The sequence below is a fragment of the Streptomyces umbrinus genome (genome assembly GCF_030817415.1).
In the GTDB taxonomy this organism is placed as follows: Bacteria; Actinomycetota; Actinomycetes; order Streptomycetales; family Streptomycetaceae; genus Streptomyces; species Streptomyces umbrinus_A.
Genome location: NZ_JAUSZI010000002.1, coordinates 7,175,964 through 7,192,723 on the forward strand (window position 1 = coordinate 7,175,964; position 16,760 = coordinate 7,192,723).

A 16,760-nucleotide genomic window follows, 5' to 3' on the forward strand; every position below is an offset into this window, starting at 1 on the left:
TGCCACTGACAATGGGCTCTGAGCTGCGAAAACCGCCGGGGAAATCTGCCGGGGAAGGCAGAGGGGGACGGGCGGGCGCCGGGAGTTCAGCTCTGTCGTGGAGTGGGCAGGTAGGGCGCTGTCGACGGCAGGCCCAGGTCCGACGGGAGCAGGGATCCGATCCAGCAGTCGCGGCGTACGCCCTTGTTGTTGATGCCGGAACGAAGGGTGCCCTCGATGGTGAAGCCGGCGCGTTCGGCGACCGCGCGGGAGCCCGTGTTGCCGACCTCGGCCCGCCACTCGACGCGGTCGATCGCCAGCTGAGTGAAGGCCCAACGGGAGGCGGTGAGGGCGGCCTCGGTGATGTAGCCGTTGCCCCGGTGTTCCTTCGTCGCCCAGAAACCGATCTCGCCGACCCCCAGGGAGCGCATCGTGATGGCGAGCATGCCGGCGAGTTCACCGCTGATCGGCAGGAAGACACCGAAGGTGAACATCGAGCAGTCCACCCACCCGTCGGGCACCAGCTGCTCGGTGAAGGCCGTGGCGTGCTCGGGCAGATAGGGCGACGGGATCGTGGTCCAGCGCTGGATGTCGGGATCCTGGACGGCGTCGTACACGGCGTCAGTGTCGTGCGGTCCCACGATGCGCAGCAGGAGCCGTTCGGAGGTCAGTGTGACGGGTTCCATCGGCCGATTCTGCTCGGGCTTCGGTGAGGAAGCCATCACTTTAGCCCTGTGTGAGGCGGCGGTTACCTTTCGTAGCGCTTGCGCGGCACCTTCCGCATCCTCCGCCCGTTGTCCTAGTGGCTGTCACATGCAGACCTCCCGGCGCGGTGGAGTCCTCGCTTACGATGGCCGTTGCTCAAGCTGTGATTTGAAACTGTCAATTGAAACCGACCGTCCCAGGCCCGACCGGCAAGGAGACAAACCCCCGTGTCCGTCCTCTCGAAGATCATGCGTGCAGGCGAAGGAAAGATCCTGCGCAAGCTGCACCGCATCGCGGACCAGGTCAACTCCATCGAAGAGGACTTCGTTGACCTCTCCGACGCCGAGCTGCGAGCCCTGACCGATGAGTACAAGCAGCGGTACGCCGACGGTGAGAGCCTCGACGACCTGCTGCCCGAGGCGTTCGCGACCGTCCGCGAGGCCGCCAAGCGCGTCCTCGGCCAGCGTCACTACGACGTACAGATCATGGGCGGCGCCGCGCTCCACCTCGGCCATGTCGCCGAGATGAAGACCGGTGAGGGCAAGACCCTGGTCGGCACGCTGCCCACGTATCTGAACGCCCTCTCCGGAGACGGCGTTCACCTCATCACGGTCAACGACTACCTGGCCGAGCGGGACTCCGAGATGATGGGCCGTGTTCACAAGTTCCTGGGCCTGAGCGTCGGCTGCATCCTGGCCAACATGACGCCGGCCCAGCGCCGCGAGCAGTACGCGTGCGACATCACGTACGGCACGAACAACGAGTTCGGCTTCGACTACCTGCGCGACAACATGGCGTGGTCGCAGGACGAACTGGTGCAGCGCGGCCACAACTTCGCGGTGGTCGACGAGGTCGACTCGATCCTCGTCGACGAGGCCCGTACGCCGCTGATCATCTCCGGCCCCGCCGACCAGGCCACCAAGTGGTACGGCGACTTCGCGAAGCTCGTCACGCGCCTGAAGAAGGGCGAGGCGGGCAACACCCTCAAGGGCATCGAGGAGACCGGCGACTACGAGGTCGACGAGAAGAAGCGCACCGTCGCCATCCACGAGCCCGGCGTCGCCAAGGTCGAGGACTGGCTGGGCATCGACAACCTCTACGAGTCGGTGAACACGCCTCTGGTGGGCTACCTGAACAACGCCATCAAGGCCAAGGAGCTCTTCAAGAAGGACAAGGACTACGTCGTCATCGACGGCGAAGTCATGATCGTCGACGAGCACACCGGCCGTATCCTCGCCGGCCGCCGCTACAACGAGGGCATGCACCAGGCGATCGAGGCGAAGGAAGGGGTGGACATCAAGGACGAGAACCAGACGCTCGCCACGATCACCCTGCAGAACTTCTTCCGCCTCTACGACAAGCTCTCCGGCATGACCGGTACGGCGATGACCGAGGCCGCCGAGTTCCACCAGATCTACAAGCTCGGCGTCGTCCCGATCCCGACCAACCGGCCCATGGTCCGCAAGGACCAGTCGGACCTGATCTACCGCACCGAGGTCGCGAAGTTCGACGCGGTGGTCGACGACATCGCCGAGAAGCACGAGAAGGGCCAGCCGATCCTCGTCGGTACGACGTCGGTCGAGAAGTCCGAGTACCTCTCGCAGCAGCTCTCCAAGCGAGGCATCCAGCACGAGGTGCTGAACGCGAAGCAGCACGACCGCGAGGCCCCGATCATCGCCCAGGCGGGCCGCAAGGGAGCCGTCACCGTCGCCACGAACATGGCCGGCCGTGGCACGGACATCAAGCTCGGCGGCAACCCGGACGACCTCGCCGAGGCCGAGCTGCGCCAGCGCGGCCTCGACCCCGAGGAGCACATCGAGGAGTGGGCCGCCGCGCTGCCCGCCGCCCTGGAGCGGGCCGAGAAGGCCGTGCAGGCCGAGTTCGAAGAGGTCAAGGACCTCGGTGGGCTCTATGTGCTGGGTACCGAGCGGCACGAGTCCCGCCGTATCGACAACCAGCTGCGCGGCCGCTCCGGCCGTCAGGGCGACCCGGGCGAGTCCCGCTTCTACCTCTCCCTGGGCGACGACCTGATGCGCCTCTTCAAGGCCCAGATGGTCGAGCGCGTCATGTCGATGGCGAACGTCCCGGACGACGTGCCGATCGAGAACAAGATGGTCACCCGAGCCATCGCCTCCGCCCAGTCGCAGGTCGAGACGCAGAACTTCGAGACCCGGAAGAACGTCCTCAAGTACGACGAGGTCCTCAACCGGCAGCGCGAGGTCATCTACGGCGAGCGTCGTCGCGTCCTGGAGGGCGAGGACCTGCAGGAGCAGATCCAGCACTTCATGAACGACACGATCGACGCGTACATCGACGCGGAGACCGCCGAGGGCTTCGCCGAGGAGTGGGACGTCGACCGGCTGTGGGGCGCCTTCAAGCAGCTCTACCCGGTGAAGGTCACCGTCGAGGAGCTGGAGGAGGCGGCCGGCGACCGTGCCGGTCTGACCGCCGAGTTCATCTCCGAGTCCATCAAGGACGACATCTACGAGCAGTACGCGTCCCGCGAGGAGCAGCTCGGCTCCGAGATCATGCGTGAGCTGGAGCGCCGGGTCGTGCTGTCGGTCCTGGACCGCAAGTGGCGCGAGCACCTCTACGAGATGGACTATCTCCAGGAGGGCATCGGCCTGCGCGCGATGGCCCAGAAGGACCCGCTGGTCGAGTACCAGCGCGAGGGCTTCGACATGTTCACCGCCATGATGGACGGCATCAAGGAGGAGTCCGTCGGCTACCTGTTCAACCTGGAGGTCCAGGTCGAGCAGCAGGTCGAGGAGGTTCCGGTCGAGGACGCGAAGCCGTCGCTCTCCAAGGGTGACGCGGTTCCGGCGGGTTCCTCCCGTCCGGAGATCCGCGCCAAGGGGCTCGACACTCCGCAGCGGCCGGACCGGCTGCACTTCTCCGCGCCCACCGTGGACGGCGAGGGTGGCATCGTCGAGGGCGACTTCGCCAACGACGACGAGCCGGTGCGGTCGGAGTCGGACGGGCTTACGCGCGCGGAGCGGCGTAAGCAGCAGAAGGGTGGCCGGCGCCGCAAGAAGTGACGGTTCGCTCCGCGGGGCCGGCGGTATGCTCCGCGGGGTGAGCGGTTTGCTCTGCGGGGTGGGCAGTTGAAGGACCGGGCACCTATGGGTGCCCGGTCCTTTGCGTTGGGTTGGCCCCCGCCCGGGTGTTGCCGGCCGCGGGCCGGTGGGGGCTTGTCGCGCAGTTCCCCGCGCCCCTTATGGGGCGCCCAGGGGCTGCTGGTCAGTCCTCGGGTGTGCGTGGCATGCGGGTGCCGCCCAATTCTACTGCTGTGCAGCGCCAGCGGAGGTCGGGGCCCTGTTCCAGGCGGAATGCCATGGCACGGAGCTGGTCGCCCGCTCCGATGCGGGCGAAGGCCTCGACGGCGCCCGGGCGGGGGACGTAGTAGCCGATGTCGCGGACTACGGGGCGGGTGCCGCGGGCCCGGAGGGGGCCGCGTTCGGCGAGCCAGGCCAGTTCGTCGTACGCGCGTCCCGCGGTGTGCCGGAGCATGCAGTGGACGGGGCGCTGACCACTCAGAACGGCCACGAGACGGTCGGCGAACAGGTCGGTGGGGCGAGGCTGCCGGGGTGCACCCGGAAGGCTCTCAGCGGGGGCTGTGGAGGTCCTCCGGGGCGGGGCTCCGGAGGGGACCGGCGAGGCGGTCGGGACGGTGCTCGGGGTGGTGGCAGTGCTCGGGGCGGTGCCCGCCCGCCTCGTACGCGGTGAGCCGCCGCCGGGGGTCGTACGCGGTGAGCCGCCGCCCGGGCGGCGCGTGTCGTGGCGTACGGGCGGGCGGGTGCCCGGGGCGCCCGTGGTGCGCTTCGTCCTGGTCATCACCTTGTTCACGGCGGGATCCCCATTCCGTCGGACCGACTGGATACCGGTCGGTAACTTTCCGTTGGGGATCTTGTACGAGGCCGGAGCGGGTGGCTGCAAGGACGGTGGGCGCGCGTCGGGGGTGCCGGAATCTTCACCTATCAGGGTGACGGGGGAGGGCGGGAGGCTTGGCGGGGCTGGGGAGTACCGGGTGATGTGCGAGGCCGGTGGTGGACGCCTCCGGAGGGGTGGCCGGGGCTCGAAAGGGGACGCCCGCACGTATCCTGAAGGCTCTCCCGGGAGCGCGAAGCCGCCCTCTTGGAGGCCTCCGACGGCGAGACCCGACGGCGAGACCCGACGGAGATTCCCGGCGGAGAGATCGACCACGCGATCCGACTACGAAAGCGGCCAGCCATGCGCGTCTACGTCCCCCTGACCCTCTCCGGTCTCGCCGAGGCGTACAAGACGGGTGAGCTGGGGTCGGGGCCCTTCGTCGCGTACGCCGTCACGCCCGCGCTGCGGGAGTGGTATCTGTCCGACGACATCGAGGAACTGGAGTACGCGGCGCTGAACCGGGCCGCGCTCGCCTCCCTCAGGCTGGTCGCGCTCGACCCCGGAGCCCCGCGGCGGCGGGTCGTCGTCGCCGTGGACGTGCCGGACGGGGCCGCGGTCGCCGATCCCGACCGGGGGCTCGACCCCTCGGCGCTCGGCGAGGTGCGGGTCGGCGGGGCCGTGGCGCTGGCCAAGGCGGCGGCCGTGCACCTGGACTCGGACGAGGCCGAGGCGGACGTGACGGCGGCCGTGGACGTGCTGGGCGCGGCCGACCGGGGTGATGACGACGCGCAGTTCGTCGTGGACGGGGCCGAGGACCACGAGCTGCTGTGGTTCGCCACGCAGGAGATTCCGAACCTGGTGGGGCTGGGCGACTGACGGGCCCGGCCGCCCGGGTCGCGGCTCCTGGGGGCGCGCACTGGAGCACGCCGGATGTGTTGTCAGTGTGGCCGGGTATTTTTTTGGTATGGGGATGCACGGAGCGGCACACATTGTCTGGGACTGGAACGGGACCCTGTTCCACGACAACACGGCGATCATCGGCGCGACGAACGCGGCGTTCGCCGAGCTGGGTATGGAACCGATCACGCTGGAGCGGTACCGGGAGCTGTACTGCGTACCGGTGCCGAAGTTCTACGAGCGGCTGATAGGGCGGCTGCCCACGGACGAGGAGTGGGAGGTCATGGACGTGACCTTCCACCGGTACTACACCGAGCACCGGGTGGGCTGCGGGCTCACCGACGGGGTGCCCGGGCTGCTCGCCGAGTGGGCGTCGGCCGGTCGCAGCCAGTCGATCCTGAGCATGTACGGGCACGACGAGCTCGTCCCGTTGGTACGGGGGTTCGGGATCGAGGCCCATTTCATACGGGTGGACGGGCGGACCGGGCCGTCCGGGGGCAGCAAGGCCGAGCACATGGTCCGGCATGTGGGGGCGCTGGCGGGGGTGGAGCCCGCTCGTACGGTGGTGATCGGGGACGCGGCGGACGACGCGGTTGCGGCGCTGCACGTGGGGGCGCGGGCCGTGCTCTACACCGGCGGGTCGCACAGCCGGGCCAGCCTTGAGGGGGTTGGGGTGCCGGTGGTGGACAGCCTGGAAGAGGCTGTCGCGGAGGCCGAGCGGTTGGCGGCCTGAGGCCCTGAGGTGGGTCCCCCTTGGCGGAACTGGGGCTTCGCCCCCAGGCCCCCGGGTGGGTTGTCGGCTGCGGGGCCGTCGTGGCTTGTCGCGCAGTTCCCCGCGCCCCTTAAGGGCGGCCCCAAGGGGCGCCCTTCGCGGAGCGAACTGTGCAGAGTGTCAAAAAGGGGGTCCCTCTTTTGTACACATACGGCTCATGACGGGGGGCCCGGGGAGAGCGATAGCCTTGTGCCGTGATCAGCGCGATACGTCGCGGGGGCCTTGTTGCCCTTGCCCTGCGCCCGGAACGCACGGACTACATCCGTGACCGGGCGGTCGCTGGTCTCCCCGGGCGGGGAAGCGCAGAAACCACCGCATACGCGGCAGGCGCAGGTGCACCGAGAGCAGCGTCACAGCCTCCGGAGCCGCCAAGAATGGCCGATAACGCCCCGCTCATCTCTCATCGCGGCATAGCGTCGAACGAGACCGGACACCCCGCGTCGCGGCGCTACGTCACTTCACGTTCTACGACGTCACGCAACGGCGCGCGACAGGAGCCAGAGGACAATGCAGACCAAGCTGGACGAAGCCAAGGCCGAGCTGCTCGAACGGGCCGCCCGGGTAGCTGAGAACAGCCCGGTCGGGGGGATTCTTCACCTGCCGACCGGGAAGACGGGCGCGAGCGCTCCCGACCAGGACACCCTGCTCGCGTTCCTCCAGCGCTACTACCTGCACACCGCCCCCGAAGACCTCACCGACCGAGACCCGGACGACGTCTTCGGAGCCGCCTTCTCGCACTACCGGCTGGCCGAGAACCGACCTCAGGGCACGGCCAACGTAAGAGTCCACACCCCGACGGTCGAGGAGAACGGCTGGACCTGCAGCCACTCCGTCGTCGAGGTCGTCACGGACGACATGCCCTTCCTCGTCGACTCCGTGACCAACGAGCTGTCCCGGCAGGGGCGCGGGATCCATGTCGTCATCCACCCGCAGGTCATCGTGCGGCGTGACCTCACCGGCAAGCTCATCGAGGTCCTGAAGACCCGGCCCACCGGCGACCTGCCCCACGACGCCTTCGTCGAGTCCTGGATCCACGTCGAGATCGACCGCGAGACCGACCGCGCCGATCTGAAGCAGATCACCGCCGACCTGGTGCGCGTCCTGTCCGACGCCCGTGAGGCCGTCGAGGACTGGGAGAAGATGCGCGACTCCGCGCTGCGCATCGCCGACGAGCTGCCCACCGAGCCGACCGCCGACGACCTGCGCGACCAGGAGGTGGAGGAGGCCCGTGAGCTGCTGCGCTGGCTCGCGGACGACCACTTCACCTTCCTCGGCTACCGGGAGTACGAGCTGCGCGAGGACGACTCGCTCGCCGCCGTTCCCGGCACCGGACTCGGCATCCTTCGCTCCGATCCGCACCACGCGACCGACGAGAGCCACCCGGTCAGCCCGTCCTTCGAGCGGCTGCCCGCCGACGCCCGCGCCAAGGCCCGTGAGCACAAGCTCCTGGTCCTCACCAAGGCCAACAGCCGTGCCACCGTGCACCGCCCCTCCTACCTCGACTACGTCGGCGTGAAGAAGTTCGACCAGGACGGCAACGTCATCGGCGAGCGCCGTTTTCTAGGCCTCTTCTCCTCCGCCGCGTACACCGAGTCCGTACGCCGCGTCCCCGTCGTCCGGCGCAAGGTCGAGGAGGTCCTCAAGGGCGCGGGCTTCTCGCCCAACAGCCACGACGGGCGCGACCTCCTCCAGATCCTGGAGACGTACCCGCGCGACGAGCTCTTCCAGACCCCGCCCGACGAGCTGCGGTCGATCGTCACCTCCGTCCTGTACCTCCAGGAGCGGCGGCGCCTGCGGCTCTACCTGCGGCAGGACGAGTACGGGCGCTACTACTCGGCGCTCGTCTACCTCCCGCGCGACCGCTACACCACCGGCGTACGCCTGCGGATCATCGACATCCTGAAGGAGGAGCTCGGCGGCATCAGCGTCGACTTCACCGCCTGGAACACCGAGTCGATCCTCTCCCGGCTGCACTTCGTGGTCCGGGTCCCGCAGGGCACCGAACTGCCGCAGCTCAGCGACGCCGACAAGGACCGCATCGAGGCGCGGCTCGTCGAGGCCGCCCGCTCCTGGGCCGACGGTTTCGCCGAGGCACTGAACGCGGAGTGCGGCGAGGAGCGCGCCGCCGAACTGCTGCGCCGGTACGGCAACGCCATCCCCGAGGGCTACAAGGCCGACCACAACCCGCGCACCGCGGTCGCCGACCTGGTCCACCTGGAGCAGCTCGGCAACGGCAAGAACTTCGCGCTCAGCCTGTACGAGCCGGTGGGGGCCGCCCCCGGCGAGCGCCGTTTCAAGATCTACCGCACCGGGGAGTCGGTCTCCCTCTCCGCCGTCCTGCCGGTCCTCACCCGGCTCGGCGTCGAGGTCACCGACGAGCGCCCGTACGAGCTGCGCTGCTCGGACCGCGCGTCCGCGTGGATCTACGACTTCGGCCTGCGCCTGCCCAAGACGGGCAGCGGCAACGGCGACCACCTCGGTGACGACGGCCGTGAGCGGTTCCAGGAGGCCTTCTCGGCGACCTGGACCGGGCAGGCCGAGAACGACGGCTTCAACTCCCTCGTCCTGAGCGCCGGGCTGAACTGGCGGCAGGCGATGGTGCTGCGCGCGTACGCCAAGTACCTGCGGCAGGCCGGTTCGACGTTCAGCCAGGACTACATGGAGGACACCCTCCGCAACAACGTCCACACCACCCGGCTGCTCATCTCGCTGTTCGAGGCGCGGATGTCCCCGGACCGCCAGCGCGCCGGCCTCGAACTGACCGACGCCCTCCTGGAGGAGCTGGACGCAGCCCTCGACCAGGTGGCGAGCCTCGACGAGGACCGGATCCTCCGCTCCTTCCTCACCGTCATCAAGGCGACCCTGCGCACGAACTTCTTCCAGGAGGCGGGCGGCGGCGAGCCGCACACCTACGTCTCCATGAAGTTCGACCCGCAGGCCATCCCGGACCTGCCGGCGCCACGTCCGGCGTACGAGATCTGGGTGTACTCGCCGCGCGTCGAGGGCGTCCACCTCAGGTTCGGCAAGGTCGCGCGAGGCGGTCTGCGCTGGTCCGACCGGCGTGAGGACTTCCGGACCGAGATCCTCGGCCTGGTCAAGGCACAGATGGTCAAGAACACCGTCATCGTGCCCGTCGGCGCCAAGGGCGGCTTCGTCGCCAAGCAGCTGCCCGACCCGGCCGTGGACCGCGACGCCTGGCTGGCCGAGGGCATCCGCAGCTACAAGACCTTCATCTCGGCGCTGCTCGACATCACCGACAACATGGTGGCCGGCGAGGTCGTACCGCCCGCCGACGTCGTACGGCACGACGAGGACGACACCTACCTCGTCGTCGCCGCGGACAAGGGCACAGCGACGTTCTCCGACATCGCCAACGGCGTCGCGGAGAGCTACAACTTCTGGCTCGGGGACGCCTTCGCCTCCGGCGGTTCGGCCGGCTACGACCACAAGAAGATGGGCATCACCGCCCGAGGCGCCTGGGAGTCCGTCAAGCGGCACTTCCGGGAGCTGGCCGTCAACACGCAGACCGAGGACTTCACGGTCGTCGGCGTGGGCGACATGTCCGGTGACGTGTTCGGCAACGGCATGCTGCTCAGCGAGCACATCCGGGTGGTCGCCGCCTTCGACCACCGGCACATCTTCATCGACCCGAACCCGGACGCGGCCACCTCGTACGCCGAGCGCCGTCGCCTCTTCGAGCTGCCACGCTCCTCCTGGGAGGAGTACGACAGGACACTGCTGTCGCAGGGCGGCGGCATCTTCCCCCGTACGGCCAAGGCCATCCAGCTCAACAGCCACATCCGTGAAGCCCTCGGCATCGAGGGCAACATCGCCAAGATGACCCCCGCCGACCTGATGCGGGCGATCCTCAAGGCGCCGGTCGACCTGTTGTGGAACGGCGGCATCGGTACGTACGTGAAGGCGTCGACCGAGTCGCACGCGGACGTCGGCGACAAGGCCAACGACGCGATCCGCGTGGACGGCGCCGACCTGAGGGTCAAGGTCGTCGGCGAGGGCGGCAACCTCGGCCTCACCCAGCTCGGCCGCATCGAGTTCGCGCAGGCCGGCGGCAAGGTCAACACGGATGCCATCGACAACAGCGCGGGCGTGGACACCTCCGACCACGAGGTGAACATCAAGATCCTGCTCAACACGGTCGTCGCGGACGGCGACATGACCGTCAAGCAGCGCAACAAGCTGCTCGCCCAGATGACCGACGAGGTCGGCGCGCTCGTCCTGCGCAACAACTACGCGCAGAACACGGCCCTGGCGAACGCGCTCGCCCAGTCCAAGGACATGCTCCACGCCCAGCAGCGCTTCATGCGCCACCTGGTCCGCGAGGGCCATCTGAACCGGGCGCTGGAGTTCCTGCCGACCGACCGGCAGATCCGGGAGCGGCTCGGCACCGGGCAGGGCCTGACCTCGCCGGAGACGGCCGTCCTCCTCGCGTACACGAAGATCACGGTCTCCGACGAGCTGCTGCACACGTCGCTGCCCGACGATGTGTATCTGCGGAGCCTGCTGCACGCGTACTTCCCGACCGCGCTGCGCGAGCAGTTCATCGAGCAGATCGACAACCATCCGCTGTCGCGCGAGATCGTCACGACCGTGCTGGTCAACGACACGGTCAACACCGGTGGTACGAGCTTCCTGCACCGGCTCCGCGAGGAGACCGGGGCCTCGCTGGAGGAGATCGTCAGGGCGCAGACCGCGGCCCGTGCGATCTTCAACTCCAGCGAGGTGTGGGACGCCGTCGAGGCGCTCGACAACACGGTCGACGCGGGTGTCCAGACCCGGATCCGGCTGCACTCGCGGCGGCTCGTTGAGCGGGGGACGCGGTGGTTGCTCAACAACCGGCCGCAGCCGTTGCAGCTCGCCGAGACGATCGACTCCTTCCGGGAAGGGGTCACGCGGGTCTGGGCCGAGCTGCCCAAGCTGCTGCGGGGCGCGGATCTGGAGTGGTATCAGCAGATCTACGACGAGCTGTCCGGGGCCGGGGTGCCCGACGAGCTCGCCCAGCGGGTGGCCGGGTTCTCGTCCGCCTTCCCGTCGCTCGACATCGTGGCGGTGGGGGACCGGATGGGCAAGGACCCGATGGACGTCGCGGAGGTCTACTACGACCTCGCCGACCGTCTGCGGATCACTCAGCTCATGGATCGCATCATCGAGCTGCCTCGGGCGGATCGGTGGCAGTCCATGGCTCGGGCGTCCATCCGTGAGGACCTGTACGCGGCGCATGCCGCGCTGACCGCGGATGTCCTTGCCGTCGGGAACGGGGGGTCCACGCCTGAGCAGCGGTACAAGGCGTGGGAGGAGAAGAACACGGCGATTCTCACTCGGGCGCGGACGACTCTGGAGGAGATCCAGGGGTCCGAGGCGTTCGATCTCGCGAATCTGTCGGTCGCGATGAGGACGATGCGCACGATGCTGCGTACGCGGTCGTAGTACCTCGCGACCGGAGAAGGGGCGCCCTGCGGGTTGGGGGCGCCCCTTCTTTTTTCGCCCCCGCCGCCCCTACCCATTCCCGTCCCTACTCGGGGGCCGGCCCCCGAACCCCCGCTCCTCAAACGCCGGAGAGGCTGAATTTCCCCCGGAGCAACCCGGGCCTCTCGATCAACATCTACCTAAGTGGCCCCCAAGCGGCCTACACCCCGTACAGGGTCCAGCGAGGGACACTTAGGATAAATAGGATGAACGAGGAATCGCTTCCCGCACCGGACGTATCCGTCGTCGTGATCGTCTACAACGACGAGACACGGCTGCCCACAGCCGTGCGGTCCGTGCTGGAGCAGACCTTGCGGAACGTCGAGGTCGTGATCGTGGACGACCGGAGCACGGACGGGTCGTACGACGTGGCAGGGCGGCTGGCCGCCGAGCACCCCGGCCGGGTCCGCGCCCTCCGGCTCGACAGGAACAGCGGAGGGTGCGGGGCTCCCCGCAACCACGGCATCGCCCAGGCGCGCGGCACGTACGTCCTCTTCCTCGACAGTGACGACGTACTGGAGCGCAACGCCTGCCGGAACATGCTGGAGGCGGCCGAGACGACCGGCGCGGACCTCGTCTCCGGTATGTGCGTGCGGGTGCACGTGGACTCGCGCAACGGCAAGGAGGTCAAGTGGTACCCCTGGCTGTACGCGCGCACCCGCACCCTGGAGTCGATCTCCGAGCTGCCCGACCTGCTGGTCTTCGACACCCTCTCGACGAACAAGTGTTACAGGAGAGAGTTCCTCGTTGAGCAGGGGCTCGAGTTCCCCGTTGGCATTCACTACGAAGACCTGCTCTTCTCCGCGCAGGCCTACGCCGCCGCCCGCCGGATCACCCTCATCCCGAACCGCGTCTACGACTGGAACGTCGTCGACAAGGCCGCGACGAAGTCGATCAGCAACCGGCGCGCCGAGATCGCCAACTTCGCGCACCGGATGGAGATCCATCGGCGGGTCGATCAACTCCTCGCCGACAAGGGTCTGCTGGAGCTGAAGTTCCACAAGGACGTCAAGTTCCTCAAGCACGACCTGGTGCTGCATCTGCGTGACCTGCCGTTCCGGGACGCCTCCTACCGGGAGGAGTTCGCCGCGATCGCCCGCGACTACCTGGAGTCCATCGACCGCACCGCCTTCGACGAGGTGGAACCCATCCACGCCATCTGCGCCTATCTGCTGCAGAAGAGCGACTGGGACAACCTCCTGCCGGCCGTGGACACGCTCACCAACCGCGACAAGATCTCCGCGCCGATGGTGGAGCGCGACGGCCGGATCTACTGGTGTGCCGAACACCTCGACGATCACCTCGACGGCGACTTCGCCCGGCACGTCCTCGACGTCACCGACCTTGGCTATCACGCCAAGCCCGTCGAGAAGATGTTCCTGCGCAACGTTCTGACCAGGTATGAAGAGGTCGCCGGTACCGTTCGGCTGGCTGGGCACATCACCAATCCCCTCGGTGTCGTTCCGCCCGGTGCCCGGCTCAGCGGCGAGCTGGAGTTCGCCGCCCGCCGCAAGGGTGTGCGGTTCCAGATCTTCCGCTTCCCGGTCGCCACCCTGCGGCACGAGGGCGAGGCCATCGCCTGGGAGGCGTCGGCCGACCTCGCGCGCGGGCTGCGGCCGCTGGGCATCGTGGACGCGGTGTGGGACGTACGGCTGCATCTCGACGTCGACGGCGTACGTACCACCACGCGCCTCACCGCCTCCGAACCCGGGCTGGCCGACGGGCAGTTGCCCGTCCGGCCCCGGCTCACGCGGCTGGTCGCCGACCATGTCACGCCCGAGATCTCCTCGCGCGGCCATCTCTCCTTCCGGATCGTGACCCGCGAGAAGGTGGACGCGCTCGTCGAGAAGGGCGTACGGGGCGCGCCCGGCCGGTTCGCCAAGTCCGGGTACCGGAAGGCGAAGGAGGTGCGCAGGAAGCTCACCTCCGGTGACACCAAGATCCGCCTCTACCACGAGGTGTTCAGCCGGCTGCCCGTGAAGAAGGGGCTCGTCGTCTTCGAGAGCCATCTGGGCCGGCAGTACAGCGACAGCCCGAAGGCGATCTACGAGGAGATGCGGCGCCAGGGACTGGAGTTCGAGGCCGTGTGGTCGTACACGGGCAGCAGTCCTTCCGGGTTTCCGGCCGACGCGACCCTCGTACGCCGCTGGTCGCTGCCCTATCTGAAGGCGCTGGCGCAGGCCGAGTTCTGGGTCGACAACCAGAGCTATCCGCTGAAGCTCACCAAGCGGCCGGAGACGACCTACCTCCAGACCTGGCACGGCTCGGCGCTCAAACGGATGGGCTTCGACGAGCCCGAGTGGAAGCTCAGGCCCCGGCCCGAGCAGGCCGAACAGCAGCGCACCCTCGACCGCTTCGACCGGTTCCTGATCCGCTCCGAGCACGATGTACGCACCCTCGCCCGGGCGTTCCGCCTGAAGGAGAAGACGCTGTTGCGAGTGGGCTATCCCCGCAACGACGCCCTGGTGCAGGCCAGGAGGAGGGAAGAGGAAGTCGGCCTCCGTGAACGCGGTGTCCTCGCCGCCGAGTTGGGGATTCCCGGTGACAAGGCCGTACTGCTGTACGCGCCCACCTTCCGTCAGCACGGGGGCAGGCAGCGGCGGTTCGAGCTGCCCTTCGACGTGGAGCGGTTCGCCGACACGTTCGGCGACCGGTACGTCCTGCTCGTGCGCTCGCACTACCTCAACCACGTCGTGCTCCCGCCGTCCGTGCGCGGGCGCGTCATCGACGTGTCGGCGCACCACGACGTGACCCCGCTGCTCGCGCTCGCCGACGGGCTGATCACCGACTACTCGTCCGTGATGTTCGACTACGCGCTCCTCGGCCGGCCGATGTTCTTCTTCGCGTACGACTACGAGGAGTACGTGCACGAGGGGCGCGGAACCTACTTCGACCTGCTGGAGCGGGCGCCGGGGCCGGTCGTGCGCACCGAGGAGGAGCTGCACACCGCCCTCGCCTCCCTGGACGAGCAGTCCGTGAAGTACGCGGAGGCGCGGGAGGGCTTCGTGGCGGAATTCGGCGAGTACGACAAGGGGAACGCCGCCCAGAGCATCGTCGACCAGTTCTTCGCGCAGTGGAGGCGTGGATGACCCTCGTGAGCACCCATCCGCAGCGGGACGTCTTCTTCGTCTCCAACAGCGTCAACGAGCTGGGCGGGGTGACCAGTTGGTCGCACCAGATGGCCCGGCTCCTCACCGGGCGCGGGCATCGCGTCCATGTCGTCGGCATCACCCCGCCCGGCGTCGTGCAGGAACTCGGCGAAGTGCCCTACCCGATGACGACGCTGTACGCCGGACAGCCGCCGCGTCCCGGCCGGGCGCGTGAGGCGAGCATGCGCGAGCAGGCCGTCAGGCTCACCGAGCTGTTCCGGGCGGCGCGGCCCGGCGCGGTCGTCATCGTCACGCAGGTGTGGGCCATGGAGTGGGTGGCGCAGGCCGACACCCGCGGGCTGACCGTGATCGGCATGAGCCACGAGTCCTTCGTGTACTCGAAGGCGTCCTCGCGTTTCCAGCGGGTGCGGAAGTACTACCAGGAGGTCGACCGCATGCTGGCGCTGACCCGCGAGGACGCCGACCTGTGGATCGGACAGGGCATGAACAACGCCTCGTTCATGCCGAATCCGCTGCCGTTCATGCCCGAGGTGCCGTCGCCGCGCACCGAGAAGGCGGTCGTCAGCATCGGCCGACTGCACGACCAGAAGGGCATCGACATGCTCCTCGACACCTGGGCGGAGGTCGCGCCGCGCCATCCCGACTGGCGGCTGCGCATCTACGGCTCGGGCGAGGACGAGGAGATCCTCAAGAAGCAGTGCACGGCTCTGGGACTCGACAACTCCGTGGACTGGATGGGGCGTACGAGCGATGTGCCGGGCGCCCTGCGAGGCGGTTCCGTCTTCGTCCAGTCCTCCCGCGGCGAGGGCTTCCCACTCGCCCTCATGGAGGCCATGGCGGCCGCCGTGCCCTGCGCCGCCTTCGACTGCGCCCCCGGCGTCCACGAGATCGTCCACGACGGCGAGGACGGCCTGCTCGCCACGCTCGGCAACACCGGTGAACTGGCCCGCCGCCTCGACACGTTGATGTCCGACAAGGAGCTGCGGGACGCTATGGGCGACCGGGCCCGCATCAACATCCAGCGCTACACGACGACCGAGATCGTGAACAGGTGGGAGGACCTGTTCAGCTTCCTCGAACGCTGATCCCCGGCGGATCCCGGTTGTTCGTCGGCTGCGGGTGCGCTGTGGTTGCTCGCGCAGTTCCCCGCGCCCCTCAGGGGGCTTTCCCCCCACCTCCGGTGAACTTCTCGTACTCCTTCAGCACTTCCTCCGTACCCCCGTCCATCCGCAACTCCCCCCGCTCCAGCCACAGCACCCGATCGCACGTGTCCCGGATCGACTTGTTGTTGTGGCTCACGAGAAAGACCGTCCCCGCACTCTTCCGCAACTCACGGATCCGAGCCTCAGAGCGCTTCTGAAAGGAGCGATCCCCCGTGGCCAGGGCCTCGTCGATCATCAGTACGTCATGGTCCTTGGCCGCGGCGATGGAGAAGCGGAGCCGTGCGGCCATTCCGGACGAGTACGTCCGCATGGGCAGTGTGATGAAGTCGCCCTTCTCGTTGATGCCGGAGAAGTCGACGATCTCCTGATACCGCTCGCGGACCTGTTCCCGGGACATTCCCATGGCGAGGCCGCCGAGATAGACGTTGCGCTCGCCGGTCAGGTCGTTCATCAGGGCGGCGTTCACCCCGAGCAGGGAGGGCTGACCGTCCGTGTAGATCCGCCCGTGCTCCACCGGCAGCAGCCCGGCGACGGCCTTGAGCAGTGTGGACTTTCCGGACCCGTTCGTACCGATGAGCCCGATCGCCTCACCCCGGTACGCGGTGAAGGAGACCGCCTTCACGGCGTGCACCTTCCGCACACCCGAGGCCTGTTCGGTCTTCTTCCGGCGCAGGATGCGGTTGAGGGCCGCGGTGGCGCTGCCGCGGCCGGCCCCCGTGCCGTTGACGCGGTAGACGATGTCGACGCGGTCGGCGACGACCGTGGGGATGGGTTCCGTCG

General features: G+C 68.5%; 9 protein-coding genes. 6 read left to right on the forward strand and 3 right to left on the reverse strand.

The window, feature by feature from the left end; all coding sequences use genetic code 11:
* Positions 1-86: 86 nt before the first annotated feature.
* Positions 87-665, reverse strand: coding sequence for a GNAT family N-acetyltransferase (locus QF035_RS31815; RefSeq protein WP_307523874.1), 579 nt, complete (start codon positions 663-665; stop codon positions 87-89).
* A 246-nt stretch (positions 666-911) separates the two neighbouring features.
* Between QF035_RS31815 and secA the strand changes: the two genes are divergently transcribed.
* Entirely contained in the window at positions 912-3,722 is a 2,811-nt protein-coding gene (gene secA / locus QF035_RS31820) for a preprotein translocase subunit SecA (protein ID WP_307523875.1), read from the forward strand.
* A 202-nt stretch (positions 3,723-3,924) separates the two neighbouring features.
* Here secA and QF035_RS31825 read toward each other — a convergent pair whose 3' ends face one another.
* A complete protein-coding gene (locus QF035_RS31825; RefSeq protein WP_307523876.1) occupies positions 3,925-4,530 on the reverse strand; it encodes an Rv3235 family protein in 606 nt (201 codons plus the stop codon).
* 384 nt (positions 4,531-4,914) lie between these two features.
* On the opposite strand from QF035_RS31825, the gene QF035_RS31830 reads away from it, so the two are divergent.
* The 5 genes from QF035_RS31830 to QF035_RS31850 all read left to right on the forward strand — a co-directional run bounded on the left by QF035_RS31830 (position 4,915) and on the right by QF035_RS31850 (position 15,902).
* The gene (locus tag QF035_RS31830; protein ID WP_307523877.1) at positions 4,915-5,430 is read left to right on the forward strand and encodes a DUF6912 family protein; all 516 of its coding nucleotides are present in this window, start codon (positions 4,915-4,917) and stop codon (positions 5,428-5,430) included.
* A gap of 88 nt (positions 5,431-5,518) precedes the next feature.
* On the forward strand, positions 5,519-6,184 hold the full coding sequence (locus QF035_RS31835) for an HAD family hydrolase (protein ID WP_307523878.1): 666 nt from the start codon (positions 5,519-5,521) through the stop codon (positions 6,182-6,184).
* Between the two features lie 546 nt (positions 6,185-6,730).
* On the forward strand, positions 6,731-11,668 hold the full coding sequence (locus tag QF035_RS31840) for an NAD-glutamate dehydrogenase (protein ID WP_307523879.1): 4,938 nt from the start codon (positions 6,731-6,733) through the stop codon (positions 11,666-11,668).
* A gap of 245 nt (positions 11,669-11,913) precedes the next feature.
* The gene (locus QF035_RS31845) at positions 11,914-14,796 is read left to right on the forward strand and encodes a bifunctional glycosyltransferase/CDP-glycerol:glycerophosphate glycerophosphotransferase (RefSeq protein WP_307523880.1); all 2,883 of its coding nucleotides are present in this window, start codon (positions 11,914-11,916) and stop codon (positions 14,794-14,796) included.
* Complete coding sequence (locus tag QF035_RS31850; protein ID WP_307523881.1) at positions 14,793-15,902, forward strand: glycosyltransferase; 1,110 nt, start codon at positions 14,793-14,795, stop codon at positions 15,900-15,902. The genes QF035_RS31845 and QF035_RS31850 overlap by 4 nt, the downstream gene beginning before the upstream one ends.
* Positions 15,903-15,972: 70 nt before the next feature.
* Here QF035_RS31850 and QF035_RS31855 read toward each other — a convergent pair whose 3' ends face one another.
* Entirely contained in the window at positions 15,973-16,749 is a 777-nt protein-coding gene (locus tag QF035_RS31855) for an ABC transporter ATP-binding protein (RefSeq protein WP_307531589.1), read from the reverse strand.
* Positions 16,750-16,760 lie beyond the last annotated feature (11 nt).